The 19,793-nt window shown below is 66.8% G+C and carries 22 protein-coding genes; 10 read left to right on the top strand and 12 right to left on the bottom strand.

Going from position 1 to position 19,793, the window contains the following annotated elements:
* Positions 1-221: 221 nt before the first annotated feature.
* The 3 genes from NA5_RS38045 to NA5_RS38035 are packed head-to-tail and all read right to left on the bottom strand — an operon-like array spanning position 222 to position 2,275.
* Positions 222-872, bottom strand: coding sequence for an urease accessory protein UreD (locus tag NA5_RS38045; protein WP_062993888.1), 651 nt, complete (start codon positions 870-872; stop codon positions 222-224).
* Positions 862-1,578: an urease accessory protein UreG gene (gene ureG, locus NA5_RS38040; RefSeq protein WP_062993887.1), complete on the bottom strand. Its 717-nt coding sequence runs from the start codon at positions 1,576-1,578 to the stop codon at positions 862-864. The genes NA5_RS38045 and ureG overlap by 11 nt, the downstream gene beginning before the upstream one ends.
* Positions 1,579-1,618: 40 nt before the next feature.
* Entirely contained in the window at positions 1,619-2,275 is a 657-nt protein-coding gene (locus NA5_RS38035; protein ID WP_062993886.1) for an urease accessory protein UreF, read from the bottom strand.
* A gap of 123 nt (positions 2,276-2,398) precedes the next feature.
* Between NA5_RS38035 and NA5_RS38030 the strand changes: the two genes are divergently transcribed.
* Together NA5_RS38030 and NA5_RS38025 are read left to right on the top strand one after the other, a co-directional pair.
* On the top strand, positions 2,399-2,977 hold the full coding sequence (locus NA5_RS38030; protein ID WP_169811426.1) for a phosphatase PAP2 family protein: 579 nt from the start codon (positions 2,399-2,401) through the stop codon (positions 2,975-2,977).
* Between the two features lie 66 nt (positions 2,978-3,043).
* Entirely contained in the window at positions 3,044-4,141 is a 1,098-nt protein-coding gene (locus tag NA5_RS38025; RefSeq protein WP_063813841.1) for an epoxyqueuosine reductase, read from the top strand.
* A 3-nt stretch (positions 4,142-4,144) separates the two neighbouring features.
* On the opposite strand, the gene NA5_RS38020 is transcribed toward NA5_RS38025, so the two are convergent.
* The 3 genes from NA5_RS38020 to NA5_RS38010 are packed head-to-tail and all read right to left on the bottom strand — an operon-like array spanning position 4,145 to position 6,972.
* Complete coding sequence (locus NA5_RS38020; protein ID WP_245672660.1) at positions 4,145-5,014, bottom strand: SDR family NAD(P)-dependent oxidoreductase; 870 nt, start codon at positions 5,012-5,014, stop codon at positions 4,145-4,147.
* Between the two features lie 27 nt (positions 5,015-5,041).
* Entirely contained in the window at positions 5,042-5,461 is a 420-nt protein-coding gene (locus NA5_RS38015) for a DUF6841 family protein (protein ID WP_062993884.1), read from the bottom strand.
* A 50-nt stretch (positions 5,462-5,511) separates the two neighbouring features.
* A complete protein-coding gene (locus tag NA5_RS38010) occupies positions 5,512-6,972 on the bottom strand; it encodes an MFS transporter (protein ID WP_062993883.1) in 1,461 nt (486 codons plus the stop codon).
* A gap of 90 nt (positions 6,973-7,062) precedes the next feature.
* Here NA5_RS38010 and NA5_RS38005 point away from each other — a divergent pair, with 90 nt between their 5' ends.
* On the top strand, positions 7,063-7,740 hold the full coding sequence (locus NA5_RS38005) for a TetR/AcrR family transcriptional regulator (RefSeq protein ID WP_062993882.1): 678 nt from the start codon (positions 7,063-7,065) through the stop codon (positions 7,738-7,740).
* Between the two features lie 57 nt (positions 7,741-7,797).
* Positions 7,798-8,787 carry a zinc-binding dehydrogenase gene (locus NA5_RS38000; RefSeq protein ID WP_062993881.1) on the top strand — a complete coding sequence of 330 codons (990 nt, stop codon included), beginning with the start codon at positions 7,798-7,800 and terminating at the stop codon, positions 8,785-8,787.
* 17 nt (positions 8,788-8,804) lie between these two features.
* On the opposite strand, the gene NA5_RS37995 is transcribed toward NA5_RS38000, so the two are convergent.
* The 6 genes from NA5_RS37995 to NA5_RS37965 all read right to left on the bottom strand — a co-directional run bounded on the left by NA5_RS37995 (position 8,805) and on the right by NA5_RS37965 (position 13,597).
* Complete coding sequence (locus tag NA5_RS37995; protein WP_062993880.1) at positions 8,805-9,485, bottom strand: O-methyltransferase; 681 nt, start codon at positions 9,483-9,485, stop codon at positions 8,805-8,807.
* A gap of 212 nt (positions 9,486-9,697) precedes the next feature.
* Positions 9,698-11,419, bottom strand: coding sequence for an urease subunit alpha (locus tag NA5_RS37985; protein WP_062993878.1), 1,722 nt, complete (start codon positions 11,417-11,419; stop codon positions 9,698-9,700).
* Positions 11,416-11,733, bottom strand: a complete 318-nt coding sequence (locus NA5_RS37980) for an urease subunit beta (protein WP_062993877.1) — start codon at positions 11,731-11,733, stop codon at positions 11,416-11,418. Before NA5_RS37980 ends, NA5_RS37985 begins: the two co-directional genes overlap by 4 nt.
* Positions 11,734-11,740: 7 nt before the next feature.
* Entirely contained in the window at positions 11,741-12,043 is a 303-nt protein-coding gene (locus tag NA5_RS37975; protein ID WP_040689950.1) for an urease subunit gamma, read from the bottom strand.
* Positions 12,044-12,110: 67 nt separating this feature from the next.
* Positions 12,111-12,509: a PaaI family thioesterase gene (locus NA5_RS37970; RefSeq protein WP_062993890.1), complete on the bottom strand. Its 399-nt coding sequence runs from the start codon at positions 12,507-12,509 to the stop codon at positions 12,111-12,113.
* A 374-nt stretch (positions 12,510-12,883) separates the two neighbouring features.
* Positions 12,884-13,597 (bottom strand): hypothetical protein, encoded by a 714-nt coding sequence (locus NA5_RS37965; RefSeq protein WP_062993876.1) that lies wholly within the window; start codon positions 13,595-13,597, stop codon positions 12,884-12,886.
* A gap of 108 nt (positions 13,598-13,705) precedes the next feature.
* On the opposite strand from NA5_RS37965, the gene NA5_RS37960 reads away from it, so the two are divergent.
* From NA5_RS37960 to NA5_RS37935, 6 genes are all read left to right on the top strand, one after another.
* Complete coding sequence (locus NA5_RS37960; RefSeq protein WP_062993875.1) at positions 13,706-14,779, top strand: FecCD family ABC transporter permease; 1,074 nt, start codon at positions 13,706-13,708, stop codon at positions 14,777-14,779.
* A gap of 52 nt (positions 14,780-14,831) precedes the next feature.
* Positions 14,832-15,962, top strand: a complete 1,131-nt coding sequence (locus NA5_RS37955) for a FecCD family ABC transporter permease (RefSeq protein ID WP_443093756.1) — start codon at positions 14,832-14,834, stop codon at positions 15,960-15,962.
* Positions 15,959-16,774: an ABC transporter ATP-binding protein gene (locus NA5_RS37950; protein ID WP_062993873.1), complete on the top strand. Its 816-nt coding sequence runs from the start codon at positions 15,959-15,961 to the stop codon at positions 16,772-16,774. Before NA5_RS37955 ends, NA5_RS37950 begins: the two co-directional genes overlap by 4 nt.
* Before the next feature lie 71 nt (positions 16,775-16,845).
* Positions 16,846-17,238 (top strand): BlaI/MecI/CopY family transcriptional regulator, encoded by a 393-nt coding sequence (locus NA5_RS37945; RefSeq protein WP_062993872.1) that lies wholly within the window; start codon positions 16,846-16,848, stop codon positions 17,236-17,238.
* Between the two features lie 63 nt (positions 17,239-17,301).
* Positions 17,302-18,240 carry a M56 family metallopeptidase gene (locus NA5_RS37940; protein ID WP_062993871.1) on the top strand — a complete coding sequence of 313 codons (939 nt, stop codon included), beginning with the start codon at positions 17,302-17,304 and terminating at the stop codon, positions 18,238-18,240.
* A 43-nt stretch (positions 18,241-18,283) separates the two neighbouring features.
* A partial coding sequence (locus NA5_RS37935) for a DEAD/DEAH box helicase (protein ID WP_157110889.1) occupies positions 18,284-19,793 on the top strand: 1,510 nt, incomplete at its 3' end.

Below are 19,793 nucleotides of genomic sequence, written 5' to 3'. Positions count from 1 at the left end.
CCATCGGGGCGGCGGCCGGCGCGGCCGTCGGCGCGGTCAATGCGTTCAACGCGCCCTCGCGGGTCGTCGGCGACTGATCGAGCGCCGAACCGGGGTGGGAACCTGACGACGTTGTCGGGTTCCCACCTCTTTCATTCCCCCGCCCGGTGCATCGCCACACCGTGTCGGCCCAGCCAAACGCCCCGCTGTGATGGATGACACATTCCAGGGCGAATCCGAGGCTATCGCCTGCTGACCAGAAGCGGTCCCGATCGGGTGGACAGCGTCCCGCCCAAAGCGAGTGGGAGGCGGGCCGCGGCCAGACCGTCCGTTTCCGCTGGTCGGTCGTCCGGATAGACGAGTTCGCTGTCCAAAGCCCTTGGTGCGGCGAGATTGTCATCGGTGGCACCACCCGCACCGAGTTCGAGTCGATGCCGCAGCAGCGGCAGGTCGCCGACATCGGCGATCAGCTCCCCGCGCCAACCGCCGCCGTACTCACCGGTGCGCCCGATCTGTACGCGTTCGCGCAACCGTAGCCGGGCGTCGCGGGTCAAGCGCACCTCGGTAATCGCGTGATGGTGCGCTCCGCCCGCCACGATCGTCGGTTCGGGATCGAAATCCAGCTCGCCCGCGACGTCGAAATGCCAGTGCGCCAACGACAATGGCGTTCGCGCGCTCGGTAGCGCGATGGTGGCCGCGACCGAGCGCAGCACCAGACGCGCGCCCGCGCCGACCACGATCTCGATATCGAGTTTGTCGCCACCGAGCGGCGTGGCCGCGGTGCCGATCAGATGGACGGTGTCCGGACCGGTACGCCGGGCGGCCAGTCCGCCGCTCGCGTGGATCTCGGGCAGCGTGCCGACCGCCGCGACAATGCGAACCTCAGTGCGCAACAGCGGATTCGGTGCCGGATTTATCCTGTTCGGCGATTGCCCGCAGTTGCTCGCGCACCCAGGCCAGCACCGCGGTGGCGGCCGGATCCTCGGTCAGCGAGATCATCGCCGTGCGACGGCCCTCGCGCACCTTCGCGGCATCGCGTGCCATGACGTCGAGGTCCGCGCCGACCAGCGGGGCCAGGTCGGTCTTATTGATCACCAGCAGATCCGAGAACGTCACGCCGGGACCGCCCTTGCGCGGCACCTTGTCGCCGCCCGCGACATCGATGACGAAGATCTGTACGTCGATGAGCCCGGAGGAGAACGTGGCGGTGAGATTGTCGCCGCCGGATTCGACCAGGATCAGGTCCAGCGGCGGGTTGGCCGCGATCAGATCATCGATCGCGTCGAGGTTCGCGGTGATGTCGTCGCGAATGGCGGTATGCGGGCAGCCACCGGTCTGCACGGCGGTGATCCGCTCATCCGGCAGCACCGCGTGGCGGCGCAGGAAGTCGGCGTCCTCGGTGGTGTAGATGTCATTGGTCAGCACCGCGAGCGAGAGTTCGTCACGCAGCTGTCGGCACAGGGCGGCCACCAGGGCGGTCTTGCCCGAGCCGACCGGTCCGCCGATGCCGATGCGCAGCGCCTCGCCTGGGGTGCGCTCGCGCTTGGGCCGATCGTGCGAGTGATCGTGCGGCTCGCCGTCGAGCAGGTGGGGTGGCATATCGTGCTCCTTTCCACTTCCATCCTCGCCGATTGCGCGCCTAGGACGCGAACAGGGGCATATCGCGGACGAGGTGCCGCTGTGCGAGTACGTCCTGTAGCGGATCCGAGAGCGCGGCGAGTTCGGTCGCGGCCGCCGCGGAGGTTCGGTCGCAGAGTTCGCCGAGACGGATCGTGCAGGCGGCGACCGCGGCAGGATCCAATGCCAGCAACCGCTGTGCCGCGGTCGCCGCGCCGGTCATGGTCGTGTAGACGACAACCGCGGCGGCCTGCTCGGGACTCGCGCCACAGACCTGCCCGGCGACTCCGAAGGCCGTCGACAGATGCGGCCGAAAGCCGAGAACCGCCCAATCCTGCACTGGCCAAACCTGTTTCGCCAATCGCACCAAGCCACGCCCCTGAGCCCGCGACGCCGCCCGCGCGGCCGGTGCCGGTGTCCGCGCATCGGCCTCGACTTCGGCCCGCTGCGCGGTCAGCTTTCCCGCGCACACCGCCGCCGCCAAGGAGGCCGCCACCAGGCCGGAGGTCTGGATCCGCCGCCGCAGATAAAGCTCGACGGTCGCGACATCCCGCACCACCCCGGACGCCACCGCCTCCTCCACTCCCCCGGAATGCACATGTCCCCCGATCGGCAGGCGCGAGTCCGCCAAGGCGAACAACGTCGCCAACCCCGTGGTTCCCGCATCCGATCCGTGCACCCGTCGATCCTATGCGTGACACGGTCGGGCTCCCTCACCCCGACCGGGCCACACATGATCTTCGAACCAGGGCGGGGTCGGGATGACTCCTGCCACCGCTGGGGGTCTGGAAGCATCTGGGTGGTGGGGTTCGATGAAGGCATCATGCGCGCCGTCTCGGCCGGGCGCGCCGATGCGGTGACGCAGGTGATTCAGGGCATCGGCAATGCCGGAATGCGCATCGAGGTACTCGAAGTCGTCGCGCTCGCCGCAGTGTTGGCCGTGGTCGCGACGCGGAGTTGGCGGGTCGGTGGGATCGCGGCGGCGAGTCTGTTGCTCGGCGATCTCATTGCGCATTGGTTGAAGCAGGTGGTGCGGCGGCCGCGGCCTGCTGGAGACCTCACTCTGTGGCCCGAAATCCATAGCTGGGCAATGCCTTCCACTCATGCCGCGGCTACGTCGGCATTGGCCATGGCCGTATTCTTGGCGGTGCGGTGGCGATCGGGCCGTATGCGCCGTGCGGCGGGTATCGCGCTCGCTACGGCTGTGGTGTTCGTCGGCGGGTGCATGGTGTATCTGGGTGCGCACTGGCCGACCGATGTGCTGGCAGGTTGGCTGCTCGGCGCGGGCATCGGCGCTTCTGTCGCATGGACAGCGGGCAGGTTGCGCCCGAACCGCAACGACTTATCGTCTGATGCGCGCGACACGCCCGCATTGCGATGAATTTCAAGGGTCGGCGCGGTCTATATTCCTGAGGCCGTGTCGGTCTCGCCGTTACGAGGAGGGTCGATGTCGGAAAAGGAACCAACGGGGCAGGGACGATTGGCGGAGCATCCGACTGTCAAGCGGGTGACCGAAATGTCGCGCACGACACCGGATCCGGTGCTGAGCACGGCGCGGCTGCGCGAGCTGTGTCTCGCGGCCGGAGCCGACGATGTGGGTTTCGTGCCGGTCGATGATCCGAGGGTGGCGGTCGAACTCGAGCATGCCCGCGAAATCCTGCCCTCCGCACGGACATTCGTGGCCTTCTGTGTCCGGATGAACCGGGACAACCTGCGCAGCACCATGCGCAGTCTGGCCAACACCGAGTTCAATCACGCCGACGACGAGACCAATGAGGTGTCGCGCCGCATTACCAGGGCACTGCAGGATGCCGGGTATCGCGCCGTCTACCCCGCGCCGGGATATCCGATGGAGGTCGACAAGTTCCCGGGTCGGATCTGGGTGATCGCGCACAAGGTGGTGGCCGAGGCGGCCGGATTGGGCGTTATGGGTATTCACCGCAATGTGATTCACCCGAAGTTCGGCAATTTCATCCTGCTGGGCACGGTGGTCACCGATGCGGTGATCGATGAGCCGAGCGCCGCACTGGATTTCAATCCGTGTCTGGAATGCAAGCTGTGCGTATCGGCCTGCCCGGTCGGCGCGATCACCAATGACGGCGGCTTCGATTTCCAGGCCTGCTATACCCACAACTACCGAGAGTTCATGGGCGGCTTCACCGATTGGGCCGAAACCGTCGCCGACAGCGACAGCGCCGACGAGTACCGCGAGCGCGTCACCACCGGCGAATCGTTCTCGATGTGGCAGAGCCTGTCGTTCAAACCCAACTACAAGGCCGGGTACTGCATGGCCGTCTGCCCGGCCGGGGAGGATGTGATCGGCGCTTACCTCGACGATCGCAAAACCCACCTGGACGATGTCGTGCGTCCGCTGCAGAACAAGGCCGAACCCGTCTACGTGCTACCGGGATCGGCCGCGGAAGAACACGTCACGCGCCGATTCCCGAACAAGTCACCGAAGGCGGTGACCAATGGTTTCCCGGACGAGGTCAACGTGCTGCTCGATCAGATCGGTCCGCGCCCGCGCCGGACACCGGGCGCATGACGATCAGCGCCGGAATGCGCGTTCCATGAAGCGCTGCGCCTGCCCGCGGGTCAGATCGGACCAGGCCTGAACACCCGGCGACCACCAGGGCGTTATCTCGCGTGGCTTGGCGGTCACGGCGTGACAGACCAGATCGGAGGCTTCGTCGACGGTCAGCCCGGGAACACGGCTGAAATCGGTCGGCGCGCTCATCCTGGTGTGCACGAGCGGCATGTAGATGGAGGTCGTCGTCACCTTGTCGGCGGCGATTTCCGCTGCGGCACTGCGCAACCAGACGTCGAAGGCGGATTTGGAGGCACCGTAGGCGGCCCACCGCGGCGCGGGCGGCATGCGTACGCCCCAGGTAGAGATGTTGACGATATGGCCCTGTTTGCGATCGCGCATACTCGGCAGAACGGTGAGCAGCAGCCGGACCGGCCCGAGATAGTTCACGTCGATGGTGCGGGTGAAATCGTGGAAGCGATCGTAGGATTCATCGATCGATCGGCGAATCGACTTGCCCGCGTTATTGATCAGCACATCGATATGGCCATGCTCTGCGAGTAGGTCGCGCCCGAGTTTCTCAACGGCATCCATATCGGTCATATCCGTCGGATATACGTGCGCGACGCCGCCCTCGGCGGTGATCTCGGCCGCCACCTGCTCCAGGGCATCGGCGGAGCGCGCCACCAGCAGCACGATCCCACCGGCCGCGGCCAGTTTGCGCGCACTCGCCTTGCCGATGCCGTGCGATGCGCCGGTCACCAGCACGATTCGGCCCGCGACCTGCCCGCGCAGGGATTTCGCACGCGGCCGATAGGTCGGGTACAGCAGCCAGGACGCCACCCGCTCGGCGAGCGGGCGGCCATTGCTCGAAGCGGGAGTGTCGTTCACCCTCTCGACTGTATGCGCCGAACTCCGCTATTCGCGGTCATTCGCCGAGGCACGCAGAAGCTCCGGCAGATCCTGTCGGGGCAGGTAGGCCGCGATCCGCAATCCGTCTTCGGCGCGGCGCACCAAGAAGTCGCTGTAGACGTCGAGGGTCCGCTCGCCGACCGACAGCGCCCACCTCGCCGAGGTCAGCCAGCAGTGGCCACCCAATTCGAAGGTGGTTTGCTCCACCAGCCTGGTGCGCGGCGACGACCCAGCATCGAACTCGTCGGCCCGGGCCCGCGCGGCGGCCACGAATTCCTCCCGACTCACACAGCGGCTCGATGTCGGTGTGGTCACCAGGATCACCGGTTCGAAAAGTCTTGGCAGTGCGGCGAAATCCGATGCCGCGACGATCTCGTCGTAGCTGCGGATGAAACCCTCGATCGAGGTGATGTCATGCGAAATCATGACATCTAATTATATCGCGAATCGCACCCGAATCCGGGGAGGCGCGCCGGTCAGCGCCGGGATGCGAATGCCGCGACCGCCGCCATCACCACCAACAGCACCGCACCGACCGAGGTCGCCACATGCATTCCGGTGACAAAGGATTCGCGCGCGGCGTCGATCAGCGCGGAGTTGCGGCCCGCATGCTGGATGGTCTCGCCGAGCGTGTCCGCATAATCGCCACCGGACCGGAAGACCAGGGCCGCAACCGAACCCAGCAGCGCGAGACCGAGCGCATTGCCCAATTCGAAACTGGTCTCGGAGATCCCGACCGCGGATCCGGCCCGCTCCGGCGGCACCGAGGACACCGCCACATCCGATACCAGGGTGAACGCCAGGCCGTAGCCGATGCCCGCGATCGTGGATCCCGCAAGGTACCAGGCGATTCCGCCGTTCACCCCGACACCGATCAGCATGACATTGCCGATGGCCGCGGCAAGTAGCGCCAGCACGAAGGTGGGACGCACCCCGAGCCGGTGCCCGACCCGAGCACCACCCATCGAGCACACGAACACCGCGATCGCCATCGGAATCCCGAGCAGCGCGGCCGCCAGCGGGTCACGTCCGGTCACTGATTGCAGGTAGACGCTGGTCAGGTAGCTCATCGCCGCCAGCGACATCATGCCGACCAGACTGGAGCCGATCGCGACCGAGAACTGCGCCCGCCGGAACAGGCGCAGATCCAGCAGCGGTTCGGCAAGCCGCCGTTGCCGCCGGACGAAGACAACGAGCAGCACCGCACCGATGAGGCCGATCACGAGCGGTTCGACATCGAAGCCCTCGGCCGCGATCTGTTTCACCGCGTAGACGACCGGCAGAATGCCGCCGATCGACAGCAGCACGCTCGGAATATCCAGCGGACCGACCGCTCCGGCGCGATGTTCCGGCAATACGAACGGACCGAAGGCGAGCAGGATCAGCAGCACCGGGATATTGATCAGGAATACCGAGCCCCACCAGAAGTGGTGCAGCAGCAGGCCGCCGAGGATCGGGCCGACCGCGGATCCGCCCGCGAAGAATGCGGTCCACACACCGATCGCGGCGGCGCGCTCGCGGGCGTTCGGGAACAGGCTGGAGATCAGCGCCAGACTCGACGGCAACAGGGTCGCGCCGCCCATACCCATCAACGCCCGCGCGATGATCAGCACTGCGGCGCTCGGCGCGAAGGCCGCCATGATCGAGGCGATACCGAACACCGACGCACCGGCGAGCAGAATATTGCGCCGCCCAATCCGGTCCCCGAGATTGCCCATGGTAATCAGCAGTCCCGCGATCAGGAAGCCGTAGATATCCAGAATCCACAGCTGCTGCGCGGCCGACGGGTCGAGATCGAGGGTGAGCGTCGGCATGGCCAGGAACAGCACCGAGATGTCCATCGACACCAACAGCACCGGCAGCAGCAATACCGCGAGACCGAGCTGAGCACGCCGCGAACCGGTCGGCGCCGCCTGGGCGAGCTCCACCTGTGTCATGTCGATTCCTCTCCCATGTCGCGTACGGCGTACGCATCAGTTCGGGTACAGTGTACGCATGCGGTTCCAAAACTGGAAGCGAGTCATGGGATGACCGAGCCGAAGCTCACCCGAGCGGCCATTGTCGACGCCGCGATCGCCCTCGCCGACGAGGCAGGACTGGACGGACTATCCATGCGACATATCGCCGAGCAGCTCGGTGTCGGCGCCATGTCGCTGTACCGACATGTCGCGAACAAGGACGAACTGCTCGCCTTGATGACCGATGAGATCTCGGCCCGCAATCCGTATCCGTCGCCGGAGGGCAAGAACTGGACCTGGCGCGACCGGGTGCGCATCGCCGCCGAGATCGACTGGGCTCTCTACCAGAAGCATCCGTGGGTGCTGCTCACCTTCGCGATGCCCCGCTACAGCTTCGGCCCGCAGGGTCTGGCCTGTTTCGCATGGCTGGTCGAGGGGCTGCGCGAACTGAATGTCTCGACCCGCGAGGCGTCCACCATGGCCTTCGCGGTGTGGAATTACATCTCCGGGGCCACGCTGCCGCATATCAGCGGTGCGCTGGTCGCGCGCAAGGGCATGAATCCGGAGGGCTCGAACGGACTGCGGGCACTTTTGGAAGGAAAATCACAGCTGCCCATTCCGCCCGCGCTGGCGGATCTGAACGGCAGTGGAGTCAGCGATCTGACCTCGGAGGATCTGTTGTATATCGGATTGTCCGCGCTCTGCGACGGATTCGAGGCACGGTGCGCGAGGTCCTCCACCTCTTGACCTGAATGGCGGTTCAGGTTGCAGGGTGGGCTGATCCGCCGACGATTAGGAGCCACCGTGCACGCCATCCGCCTGCATACGTTCGGACCAGCCGAAAATCTGCGCTACGAAACGGTTCCCGATCCGGTGCCCGGGCCGGGTCAGGTGCTCATCCGGGTCGCGGCGGCGGGCGTGCATTTCGTCGATACGGCGTTGCGTCGCGGTGTGGCGGGTCCCTATCCGCTACCGACACTGCCGACCATCCCGGGTCGCGAAGTCGCTGGGACTGTGGAGCGAATCGGGCCGGACGTCGATGCGTCCTGGCTCGGCAAGCGAGTGGTCGCGCATCTCGGTCAGGCTCCGGGTGGCTATGCCGAGTTGGCCGTGACGGAAACGGCTCGGCTGCACGAGATTCCGGCCGATCTCGATCCGGCGCAGGCGGTCGCAATCGTGGGCACCGGGCGAACCACGATGGGGATTCTGTTGTTCACCGAACTCGGCCCCGACAGTGTTGTGGTGATAACCGCCGCCGCGGGTGGCATCGGGACACTGCTGGTTCAGCATGCGAAGAATGTCGGGGCGACGGTCGTCGGGCTGGCCGGTGGGCCAGCGAAAGTCGAACTGGTGCAACGCAATGGTGCCGATATCGCGATCGACTACCTCCGTCGCGACTGGCCCGGGCAGGCGCGTACCCAGCTCGGTGACCGCAGGGCCACGGTGCTGTTCGACGGTGTCGGCGGCGAAATAAGCCGCGCCGCAGTCGATCTGCTTGGCAAGGGTGGTCAGCATCTGATCTACGGCGCGGCCGACGGTGGGCCGCTATCGCTTTCGGAGGAGTTGGCCACGCGCGGGATCACCTCCGAGATGGTCGTCGGACCGCGCCTGCTCCAGCGCGTCGGCGGCGATCTGCGCCCGCTGGAGGACAAGGCGATGACCGAGGCAGCCGCCGGTCGACTGCGGCCCGCGGTCCAGCGTTTCGCGCTTGCCGAGGCGGCCGAGGCGCACCGCGCGCTGGAGACGCGCGGCACCGTCGGCAAGGTGGTGCTGATGCCGCTTTCCCCTATGTGACCCGGTATCGGCAACGCTCAGTCGTTGAATTCACCATTCACCACGGCGTAAGCGAAGCCGTCCCATCCCTTGCTGCCGACGGTTTGTACAACGGTGGCGTCGAGGCTGGGTTCGGCGGCGAGCAAGTCGACCAACTCGCGGCTGGCCTGTACCGCCGGATCGTCCGAATGATCATCGGCGACAGCACCATTGCGCACGACATTGTCGACGATGATCACCGAGCCGGGGCGGGTCAGGCGCAGTGCCCAGAGCACATAGTTCGAATTGTTGACCTTGTCGGCATCGATGAACACCAGATCGAACGGCTCCGGCTCCTCCTCCGCCAGCACCGGAAGACTGTCCAGCGCCGCACCCACCCGGATCTCCACTCGGTCGCCGACCTCGGCCCGATCCAGGTTCTCCCGCGCCACCCGTGCGTGCCGCGGCTCGAACTCCAGGGTGATGACCTGGCCGTCCTTCCCCACCGCCCGCGCCAACCAGATCGTGCTGTAGCCGCCGAGCGTGCCGATCTCGAGCACCCGCCGCGCCCCGATCGACCGCGCGATCAAATGCAGAAACTTGCCCTGCGCGGGCGATACATCGATGGCGGGCAACCCCGCCGCCGCATTGGCGGCCAATGCCGTCGCGGTCGAGTCCTCGCCTCCCACCAGAGAGTCCACGATGTAGCTGTCCACGTCGGCCCACTCGAACGTCGTCATACCATGAAGTCTGCCACCGGCCGCCCGAAGACCGCCGAAACTGAGCGGGTGACACCAGCGCGGGCAATGAGCGCCGGTGATGCAGTCCCGGCCGGATGCGATCGGAATGGCGGCGATCTCGTCCGATATTGCGGCCGCTTCGAACGCGCCGCCGACACAGGTGCGTGGACCGCCCTGACGATGTCGAGCCGTCGCCCGGCAACCGCCGACAATCAGAACAGGAAATAGCGCTGCGCCATGGGCAACTCGGTAGCGGGCTGTTCGGTCCAGACCTCGCCGTCGATGCGCACGGTGAAGGTATCCGGATCGACTTCGATTCGTGGCATTGCGTCATTGTTCGGCATATCCGTCTTGGTGACGCGACGAACGTTCTTGACCGGGGCCAGTTTTCGGCGCAGACCCAAGCGGTCGGCGAGACCGTCCTCGATGGCCTGTTCGGAGACGAAGTGCAGCGAGGTCGCGGCGGCGGCCAGTGGTGCGGCACCGAACATGGGGCGTGGCAGCACCGGCTGCGGGGTCGGAATGGAGGCATTGGCGTCGCCCATGGCGGCCCAGGCGATCGCGCCGCCCTTGAGGACGGCATGCGGGCGGACACCGAAGAACGCGGGATCCCACAGCACGAGGTCGGCGAGCTTACCGACCTGCACCGAACCGATTTCATGGTCGAGCCCGTGGGCAATAGCCGGGCAGATGGTGTACTTCGCGATATAGCGCCGCACGCGAGCGTTATCGGCGGCGCCGTCACCTGGCAGCGCGCCGCGGCGGCGCTTCATGACGTGCGCGGTCTGCCAGGTGCGCATGACGACCTCGCCGATGCGGCCCATGGCCTGGGAGTCGCTGCCGATCATGGAAATCGCGCCGAGATCGTGTAGTAGATCCTCGGCGGCGATGGTGGAGGGCCGAATTCGACTCTCCGCGAAGGCGAGATCCTCCGGGATGGACGCGCTGAGGTGGTGACACACCATGAGCATGTCCAGGTGCTCGTCCAGGGTATTGACGGTATGCGGCCGGGTCGGGTTGGTTGAACTGGGCAGCACGTTGAGATGCGAAGCGACGGTGATGATGTCGGGTGCGTGCCCGCCGCCCGCGCCCTCGGTGTGATAGGCGTGGATGCCGCGGCCCGCGATGGCGCCGAGCGTGTCCTCGACGAATCCGGCTTCGTTCAGGGTGTCCGAGTGCAGCGCCACCTGCACGCCTGCCGCATCGGCGACGGTAAGGCACGCATCGATCGCGGCGGGGGTGGAGCCCCAATCCTCATGCAGCTTGAAACCCGCTGCGCCACCGCGCAATTGCTCCCACATGGATTCGGCGCTGACGGTATTGCCCTTGCCGAGCAACACGATGTTCAGCGGCCACGCGTCGGTGGCCTCCAGCATCCGGGCCAGATGCCAGGATCCGGGCGTCACTGTCGTCGCTTTACTGCCCTCGGCCGGACCGGTGCCGCCGCCGATCAATGTGGTGATACCGCCGCCGAGCGCCTCGTCCATCAGCTGCGGACAGATGAAGTGCACATGACAGTCGATGGCGCCAGCGGTGAGGATGCGGCCGTTGCCCGCGATGATCTCGGTATTCGGGCCGACTACCAGATCCGGATGCACCCCGTTCATGGTGTCCGGATTGCCTGCCTTGCCGATCGCACTGATGCGGCCGTCGCGAATTCCCAGGTCCGCCTTGATGATTCCCCAGTGATCGATGATGACCACGCCGGTGATCACGGTGTCGGGCGTGCCCTCGGCACGGGTCGCGCGGGCCTGGCCCATGGATTCGCGCAGCACCTTGCCGCCGCCGAAGACGGCCTCATCGCCCGCGAGTCCCGGTCCGCCGCTGCGGTCTTCGGTAATCTCGATCAGCAGATCGGTGTCCGCCAGGCGAATTCTGTCGCCGGTGGTCGGCCCGAACAGCTCGGCGTAGCGCGCGCGGCTCAGCTCACTCATGACGCACCATCCAAACGTCCGGGGGGATTGAGGCTGATGCCGTGGACCTCGCGCGCGCCGCCGAGCGGGACCAGCGAAATCCGTTGGCCGAGACCGGGTTCGAAGCGCACTGCGGTACCGGCCGGAATATCGAGCCGACGTCCGTGCGCGGCTTCCCTATCGAAACGCAGCGCGGCATTGGCCTGCGGGAAATGCACATGACTGCCGACCTGCACCGGCCGGTCACCGGTATTCACGACATCGAGCTCGATGCGGTCCGCGCCCGCATTCAACTCGATGGTGCCCTCAGCACAGAAGTATTCACCCGGAATCATGGTCGACCTAACCGATCGGATGGTGGACGGTGACCAGCTTGGTGCCATCCGGGAAGGTGGCCTCGACCTGCACGTCGTGGATCATCTCCGGTACACCCTCCATCACATCGGCACGCGTGAGAACCGTTCGCCCCGAAGACATCAGCTCGGCGACGGTGCGCCCGTCGCGCGCACCCTCCAGCACATGATCGGTGATCAGCGCGACCGCCTCCGGATGGTTCAGCTTGAGCCCGCGCGCCTGCCTGCGCCGGGCCAGTTCGGCCGCGTAGCTCAGCAGCAGCCGTTCCTGCTCATGCGGCGACAGTCGCATCCGGGCTCCTCAGCGCTCGTGGATCAGGGTGACGGTAATTCTGGCACGCCCGTTCCGGGAGCGCCGATCAATCCCGGGCGGGCAGGTTCTGCAGCCGCACCTGGCCGCGCGCAACGGTGCGACCCTCGTCGTCGGTGAGCACGACCTGCCACAGCTGCTGCAGGCGACCGCGGTGCAGCGGCGTCGCCTCACCGAAGACCTTGCCCTCGCGGACCGAGCGCAGGAAGTCGGTGTTGTTGTTCACCCCGACCACGGTGCCGTTGGTGCCCTGGGCGTTGTACCAGACACCGCCGCCGACGCTGGCCAGCGTTTCGACGATCGTGCAGTACACGCCACCGTTGACAATGCCCGCCAACTGCAGCAACTGCGGTCCCGCAGTCAGTTGACCGCGCACCCGATCCGGTGTGACCTCGGTGAATTCGAGGCCGATCAGATCGGTGAAGGTGTTCTTGCTGAGCTCGGTCATCAGCTCGGGTGTCACGTCGGCCAGCGACTGGATCTGGGCAACTTCCTGCTGTGTCATGCATTCACCTTGACACAGGGCGTCCTGGCCCTCGCACGACGGCTACTTCCCGGCCCTTCGCTCGCCGAGACAGAGCGGCGGGCTCCACACAGGTGGAGCCCGCCGCGGCAGTGGATCGTGGGTTCACGGCAGCCCTCCGGAACACTCGGCCGATCCCAACGCCAGGCTAAGTATAGGTCAGGCTTACCTAAGTGGGCAACTTCCATCGAATCGCATGCCGCTCGCGGTGACGCATTCGATCAACGCTATGCGGACGCCAGACAGTATCTGCCGGAACCCATTCCACGCTCGACGAGTACGGGCTCAACCGGCGGCAACTATCGAGCCAGGCAACCCACAACGCGGCGCACAGGCAAACCACGTTCTTCCAACGCCGACAGGATCCCCTGACCCCGGCGCGCACCGGCCAGCGAATCCGTCCGCGCCAGATCCGGCACGTAAGTGGCCGCGCCGACAATGGATTCACCGACCAGCGACCAGAACCGGCGCTCGCCGAGCCCCGCGCACTCGGCCAATGTCCCCTGGATCAACCGCAGCGACTGCTCACACCGATGCGCGAGCCAGACATACATGGCCTGCTCACACGGCAACGTGACCACCCCGGCCTCCCCTACCAGCCGATCACCGTCGAGCACGCGAATCGTGGTGTCCGCCAAGCCAGCCCAGTCGATGCCGCCGTCGTTGTCGGTATGCAGCCACAGATTCTCCAGACCCGGGTCCCAGACTCGCCCCTCGGCAACCAGCAGCGCGACCACACGGCCGATCACCGCGTGAATCAACGCGGTCGCCACCACTTCGGCGGCGGTATCGGCACTGATCATCTCCGCGGCATGCCGCCGATACATCAGTTCGATCCGCCCCTCGCGCAACCCGTCCTCCAGCCGCCACCAGCGTCGTTTGCCCTGCTCGGACATTGCGGCCACCGCATATACCCGCGGATGTTCGGGCTGCAACGAGCCCAACCGAGCACAGGCCCTACCGAATGCCACCTGGGACTGGCGAGGCATGTAGGCGGTGATCGGCTCGGACATCGAACCTCCTCGGGTCGGCTTCATGATCGGTCGGATCGGAAAGATAGGTTAGGCTTACCAGACCTAGCAACCGGACACCAGATATCGACTCAGGAGTAGTTCGTCGCCGTGACGGCATCAAGCACCAGCGCGCCGGAGGCGCGACGAACGAATACTGCGCGCCGTCGTCGACTCGGCCTCATCGTGCTGACCGCACTGCTCTTGGTCGCCACCGTGGCCAGCATTGCCGTCGGCACCCGATCACTGTCTCCCGGCACCGTCTACGACGCCGTGCACAGTGCCCTCACTTGCCCGGGCGGCCCATTCAGCTGTCCCGCCGGGTCGACCGCGGAGGAGATCGTGCGCAGACTTCGCTTGCCGCGCACCGCACTTGGGCTGGTCACCGGGCTCGCACTGGGTATCGCGGGCGCGCTGATCCAGGGCTATACCCGCAACCCACTCGCCGACGCGGGCTTACTCGGCTTGAATGCGGGTGCGGCCTTCCTTGCGGCACTGAGCGTTTACCTCTTCGCGCTGACCGCACCCGAGCAGTACATCTGGTTCGCCTTCGCGGGGGCGCTGATCGCCGGACTGGTGGTGTTCGGGGTATCCGCGATCGGCAGTGGCAAGGCGAGTCCGCTCAGCCTGGTGCTGGCCGGTGCCGCGGTAACCGCATTCCTGCAGGCGATGACGAATGCCATTGTGCTCATGGACAATGCGGCGCTGGACACCTATAGATTCTGGGTGGTCGGCACGGTGAACGGCCGCGATGCCGAGGTGTTCTGGCAGGTGCTGCCGTTCTTGGCGATCGGCGTGGTGCTTGCCGTTGCGGCCGCGCCGGGCCTCAATTTGCTGAGCCTGGGTGAGGAGGTCGCACGCGGACTCGGGGTGCATATCGGACGCAGCCGGGCGCTCGGGCTGGCCGCGATTGTGCTGCTGTGCGGCGCGGCGACAGCGGCCGTCGGTCCGATCGCCTTCATCGGGTTGATAGTGCCGCATGTCGCAAGGGTTTTCACCGGTCCCGACCATCGCTGGCTGATCCCGTACTCCGGACTGCTCGGCGCATTGCTGCTGCTCGTCGCCGATGTGGTCGGGCGAATTGTGGCGCGACCGGGTGAATTACAGGTCGGCGTGATGATCTCGGCCCTTGGTGCACCGTTCTTCATTCTGCTCGTGCGGCGCAAGAAGTTGGTGAGCCTGTGAGGGAGATGTCACAGCGATCGCACCGGGCGGAGCATCCATGAGCGAACGAATCATGGACAAAATCTCCCCGGATAGCACCGCAACCACGCTCAGCCGGACTCCGGCACCCTTGGACCGCATCCGCCCCGCCTTGCGCCTCGGCCCGGTGGCGATTGTGCTGCGCCCCACCATGGCGCTCATGGTTCTGGCGCTGGCCGCGACCGTACTCACACTGTTCTGCCTCGACATCGCCTTCGGCGACACCCACATTCCGATCGGCCGAGTACTGGACGTGCTCAGCGGCGGTGGCACCCGTTCCCAGCGCTTCATCGTGCTGGAGTCGCGATTGCCGCGCGCGCTCACCGCCGCGGTCGTCGGTGCCGCACTCGGCATCGCGGGCGCGATCACCCAATCGATCCTGCACAACCCGCTCGCCGTGCCGGATATGCTCGGCATCACCACCGGGTCCAGCCTCGGCGCGGTCGCGGTACTGGTCGGAACCGGCGGCGCGACAACAGGACTCGCCGCGAGCGTCGGTGCGCCACTGGCCGCGCTGACCGGTGGTCTGCTCACCGCGATCGTGATCTACCTGCTCGCCTGGGGCCGCAGCGTGACCGGTGACCGCGGCGTCACGCCGATGCGGCTGGTGCTGATCGGCATCGGTGTGAACGCGTTGCTGTTGTCCGGCATCAGCTTTCTGCTCACCCGCGCCAGCCTGCAGGACGCGTCCCGCGCGCAACTCTGGCTCAATGGCTCACTCAACAGCGCGGACCGGACCCAACTCGTCCCGGCCGCGGTGGCACTGGCCGTTGTCGTCGTGGTCGCAGTCGGCTCCGCGAGAACCCTTGCCGCACTGCGTCTGGGCACCGATACCACGCGGGTGCTCGGCGTGCGGATCCAGACGCAGCAGACGCTATTGATCGGCGCGGCCGTGGTGGCCGCCTCGGTCGCCACCGCGGCCGTCGGTCCGGTCACCTTTGTGGCGCTCGCCGCACCGCAGATCGCGCGCCGACTGCTGCGAACTCCCGGCGAACCACTCATCGGCTCGGCGCTCATCGGTGCCGTCCTGGTAGTCGGCGCGGATCTGGCCTCGCGCACGCTGTTTCCGGTCGATCTGCCGGTCGGCGTCGTGACCGCCGCCTTCGGCGGACCGTTCCTGCTCTATCTGCTCGTGCGTATGAATCGGAAGGCGACCCTGTCATGACCAGCGATACGCGGCTCTCCGCACAGGACGTCACCCTCGGCTACGGCGACCGCGTCATCGTCGACGGACTCGATATCGATATCGCGCCCGGCGTCGTCACCACCGTCATCGGCCCGAACGGCTGCGGCAAGTCGACCATGCTGCGCTCGCTCGGCCGCCTGCTGCGTCCACGCCGGGGCCGAATCCTGTTGGACGGCAAGGCGATTTCGACGATGAATACCAAGGATGTGGCACGCATCATCGGCATGCTCCCGCAGTCGCCGGTCGCACCCGAGGGGCTCACGGTCGCGGATCTCGTTGCGCGCGGGCGTCATCCGCATCAGTCCTGGATCCGGCAGTGGTCGGCCACCGATGAAGCCGAGGTCATGTCCGCACTCGCGGCGACGGGCATCGCCGACCTGGCCGATCGCTCACTCGACGAGTTGTCCGGCGGTCAGCGCCAGCGCGCCTGGATCTCGATGGCACTGGCCCAGGGCACCGATATCCTGCTGCTCGACGAGCCGACCACCTACCTCGACCTTGCCCATTCGGTCGAGGTCCTGGACCTGATCGACCGGCTGCACGACGACCTCGGCCGCACCGTGGTGATGGTGCTGCACGATCTCAACCTGGCCATTCGCTACAGCGACCAACTCATCGTCATGCGCGACGGGCGCATCGTCGCCCAGGGCGCGCCCGCCGAGATCATCGATGTCGCGCTGCTACGGGAGGTCTTCGATCTCGATGCCTCGGTGCTCGAGGATCCGGTCTCCGGCAGTCCGATGATCGTGCCCATCGGAACCCGACACGTTTTGCCAGGATATGACAAATGACACACAGCTATCAGACAGTTACGACGGGGTGTAGTACGCAATTGTGTCGTTGAGTCCGTAAACTTGGAGGAATGGCAGGACTTGGTGAACTCGAGAAGGCGGTCATGGACCAGTTGTGGTCCAGCGACGAGCCGCAGACCGTACGGCAGGTACACGAGGCTTTGGCCGCCCGCCGTGAGCTCGCGTACACCACGGTGATGACGGTGCTGCAACGACTGGCGAAGAAGAACCTGGTGGTTCAGCGCCGCGACGACCGCGCCCACCGCTACGCGCCGGTGCACACCCGCGACGAACTGGTCGCCAGCTTGATGGTCGACGCATTGCAGCAAGCCGACGTGGCCGGTAGCCGCGCGGCGGCGCTCGTGCATTTCGTCGAGCAGGTCGGCAGGGACGATACGGACGCGTTGCGGGAAGCACTCGCTAAGCTCGAGGCATCCGAAGATACTGCGCGACCGAAGCAGTAGTCTTGGGATCCTGGCCTCACAACGAGGTGACGCCCTGGCCCCACAACGCAGTGAGCTGAGTCGATGAACGCAACCGCGCCGGTCTTCGCCGGTCTCGCTTTGCTTCTCGCGGGGCCTGCCCCAGCGCTGCTGAGCCGCGCGACCTGGCCGTATCGGACCCCGCGCGCCGCGCTCGTGTTATGGCAGGCCATCGCGCTCGCCGCCGTGCTCAGCGCATTCGGCTCTGGCCTGGCCATCGCCGCCCAATTACTCGTTCCCGGACCGGACGGTCGCCCGACCACCTCCCCGGCCCGCGAGATCGACGCGCTCGGACTGCCGCTGTGGCTGGCTTATGTCTTCGTCTTCGCGCTGACCCTGTTGGTCGGCGCGCGGCTGATGTACGCGATCGTGCGGGTCGGTGTGCACACCCGCAGGCGTCGGGCGCGCCACCGCATGCTGGTCGATCTGCTCGACCAGAGCGGACCGCAGCGCCGCGCCGCCGATATCCGGGTCCTCGCCTCGACCGAACCGATCGCCTACTGTCTGCCCGGCCTGCGCCAGCGGGTCGTACTGAGCGAAGGCACGCTGACCAGCCTGCAGGACGCCGAGGTCACCGCCATCGTGAGCCATGAGCGTTCGCATCTGCGCGCCCGACACGACCTGGTACTCGAGGCATTCACCGCGGTGCACGAGGCCTTCCCCCGGGTTGTGCGCAGCAAGGCCGCGCTCGGCTCGGTCAAACTCCTGATCGAACTGCTCGCCGACGACTCGGCGGTCAAGGTCACCGGCCCCAAGCCGCTGGCCCGCGCGCTGGTCGCGTGCGCGAAATCCACCGCTCCGCAGGGCGCGCTCGCCGCGGGCGGCCCGACCACCTTGATCCGCATCCAACGCCTGGGTGGACGGATCGGCGATCTTCGGGTCGCCTCGGCGGCATATCTGGGATCGGCGGCCATCCTGGTGGTCCCGACCATGGCCGTCGCGGTACCCTGGCTGGTCGAACTGGATCGACTGCTGCGTAACTGATTCCTCCGGTTCTCCCCGACACACCCGGTCCTACCCCATCCCGATGACCGGGCCCAACCATCTCGGCGGCACCACGCGTGCCCGGATCCCCGCGCCGAGACATGAAAGGCACACAAACCCGTTGACCTCCTCCACCCCTGCCACCACCTTCGCGGAGCTGGGCCTACCAGCCGTGCTCGTCCAGGCATTGCGCCGCGACGGCATCGAGGCGCCGTTCCCGATCCAGGCCGCGACCGCGACCGATGCGCTGGCGGGTAAGGATGTGCTCGGGCGCGGCCCGACCGGCTCCGGCAAGACCCTGGCCTTCGGACTGCCGATGCTCGCGCTGCTCGCGGGTGCCCAGGCCAAGCCGGGCCGTCCACGCGGTCTGGTACTGGTGCCGACCCGCGAACTGGCGGCCCAGATCGAAAAGGCGCTGGATAGTGCCGCACTCTCGCTCGGGTTGCGGATCGCTTCGGTGGTCGGCGGCGCGCCGATCAAACGACAGGCCGATCGGCTCGCGCGCGGTGTGGACCTGCTCATCGCCACGCCAGGGCGGCTGGAAGATCTGATCAGCCAGCGCTCGGCCGACCTGTCCGATGTGCGGATCATCGCATTGGACGAGGCCGACCACATGGCCGATATGGGCTTCCTGCCGCAGGTCACCAAGCTGCTCGACCGTACGCCGAAAGATGGTCAGCGCCTGCTGTTTTCGGCCACTCTCGACGGTGAGGTGGACAAGCTGGTCAAGCGGTACCTGCGCTCCCCCGTCACCCATTCCACCGCGCCGCCCTCGGCCTCGGTCGCGACGATGTCGCATCATCTGCTGTACCTGCGCAAGGCCGATAAGCGCGAGATCACCGCGCAGATCGCCGCCCGCGACGGGCTGACCATCATGTTCGTGCGCACCAAGCACGGTGCGGACCGGCTCGCCAAGCAGTTGCGCGCGGCGGGCATCGCCGCGGGCGCGCTGCACGGCGGGAAGGCGCAGAACAACCGGGTGCGGACGCTGGCCGCATTCGCCGACGGTACGACACCCGTGCTGGTGACCACCGACGTGGCCGCGCGCGGCATCCACGTGGACGGGATTTCCCTTGTCGTGCACGTGGATCCGCCCGGGGAGTCCAAGGCGTACCTGCACCGCGCCGGCCGTACCGCCCGAGCCGGTGAGGACGGTGTCGTCGTCACACTGGTCACCGAGGAGGAGCGCGCCGAGGTCGAGAAGATGACCCGCAAAGCGGGCGTCGATGTCGACGGCGTGCAGATCCGTCCGGGCGATCGGCGGCTGATCCAGATCACCGGGGCGAAGCAGCCCTCCGGTGTACCGATCGTCGCCGCGAATTCGGCGGTCACGCTGGGTGACGAGGGTGAGTTGCAGGTCGGTAGGCCGAGCCGCCGGTCGGGTGGTGCGGGTGCGGGCTCTCGTGGTCGCGGCGCACGATCGGGCGGTGCGGGCTCAGCTGGTGCCGGGCGCAGTGCTGGTTCGAATGGTCGCGCCGCGAAGAAGACTTCGGGTGGTGCCTCCGGGTCCACCGCGGCGTCGAGTCGGCGCGGTGTCGGATCGTCGGGTCGTG

It is taken from the genome of Nocardia anaemiae NBRC 100462 (assembly GCF_001612725.1).
Lineage (GTDB): Bacteria > Actinomycetota > Actinomycetes > Mycobacteriales > Mycobacteriaceae > Nocardia > Nocardia anaemiae.
Note: the sequence above shows the minus strand (reverse complement) of the source record. Positions and strands in the feature narration are given on the sequence as shown.

Bases quoted from the DNA above. Each gene is read 5' to 3' on its own strand.
- NA5_RS37970 (WP_062993890.1), bottom strand. From the start codon at position 12,509: ATGACCGAGCTCAGCAAGAACACCTTCACCGATCTGATCGGCCTCGAA.
- NA5_RS37950 (WP_062993873.1), top strand. From the start codon at position 15,959: ATGACCAGCGATACGCGGCTCTCCGCACAGGACGTCACCCTCGGCTAC.
- NA5_RS37945 (WP_062993872.1), top strand. From the start codon at position 16,846: ATGGCAGGACTTGGTGAACTCGAGAAGGCGGTCATGGACCAGTTGTGG.
- NA5_RS38005 (WP_062993882.1), top strand. From the start codon at position 7,063: ATGACCGAGCCGAAGCTCACCCGAGCGGCCATTGTCGACGCCGCGATC.
- NA5_RS38025 (WP_063813841.1), top strand. From the start codon at position 3,044: ATGTCGGAAAAGGAACCAACGGGGCAGGGACGATTGGCGGAGCATCCG.
- NA5_RS38015 (WP_062993884.1), bottom strand. From the start codon at position 5,461: ATGATTTCGCATGACATCACCTCGATCGAGGGTTTCATCCGCAGCTAC.
- NA5_RS37980 (WP_062993877.1), bottom strand. From the start codon at position 11,733: ATGATTCCGGGTGAATACTTCTGTGCTGAGGGCACCATCGAGTTGAAT.
- NA5_RS37975 (WP_040689950.1), bottom strand. From the start codon at position 12,043: ATGCGACTGTCGCCGCATGAGCAGGAACGGCTGCTGCTGAGCTACGCG.
- NA5_RS37985 (WP_062993878.1), bottom strand. From the start codon at position 11,419: ATGAGTGAGCTGAGCCGCGCGCGCTACGCCGAGCTGTTCGGGCCGACC.
- ureG (WP_062993887.1), bottom strand. From the start codon at position 1,578: ATGCCACCCCACCTGCTCGACGGCGAGCCGCACGATCACTCGCACGAT.
- NA5_RS37955 (WP_443093756.1), top strand. From the start codon at position 14,832: ATGGACAAAATCTCCCCGGATAGCACCGCAACCACGCTCAGCCGGACT.
- NA5_RS37965 (WP_062993876.1), bottom strand. From the start codon at position 13,597: ATGTCCGAGCCGATCACCGCCTACATGCCTCGCCAGTCCCAGGTGGCA.
- NA5_RS38010 (WP_062993883.1), bottom strand. From the start codon at position 6,972: ATGACACAGGTGGAGCTCGCCCAGGCGGCGCCGACCGGTTCGCGGCGT.
- NA5_RS37940 (WP_062993871.1), top strand. From the start codon at position 17,302: ATGAACGCAACCGCGCCGGTCTTCGCCGGTCTCGCTTTGCTTCTCGCG.
- NA5_RS37995 (WP_062993880.1), bottom strand. From the start codon at position 9,485: ATGACGACGTTCGAGTGGGCCGACGTGGACAGCTACATCGTGGACTCT.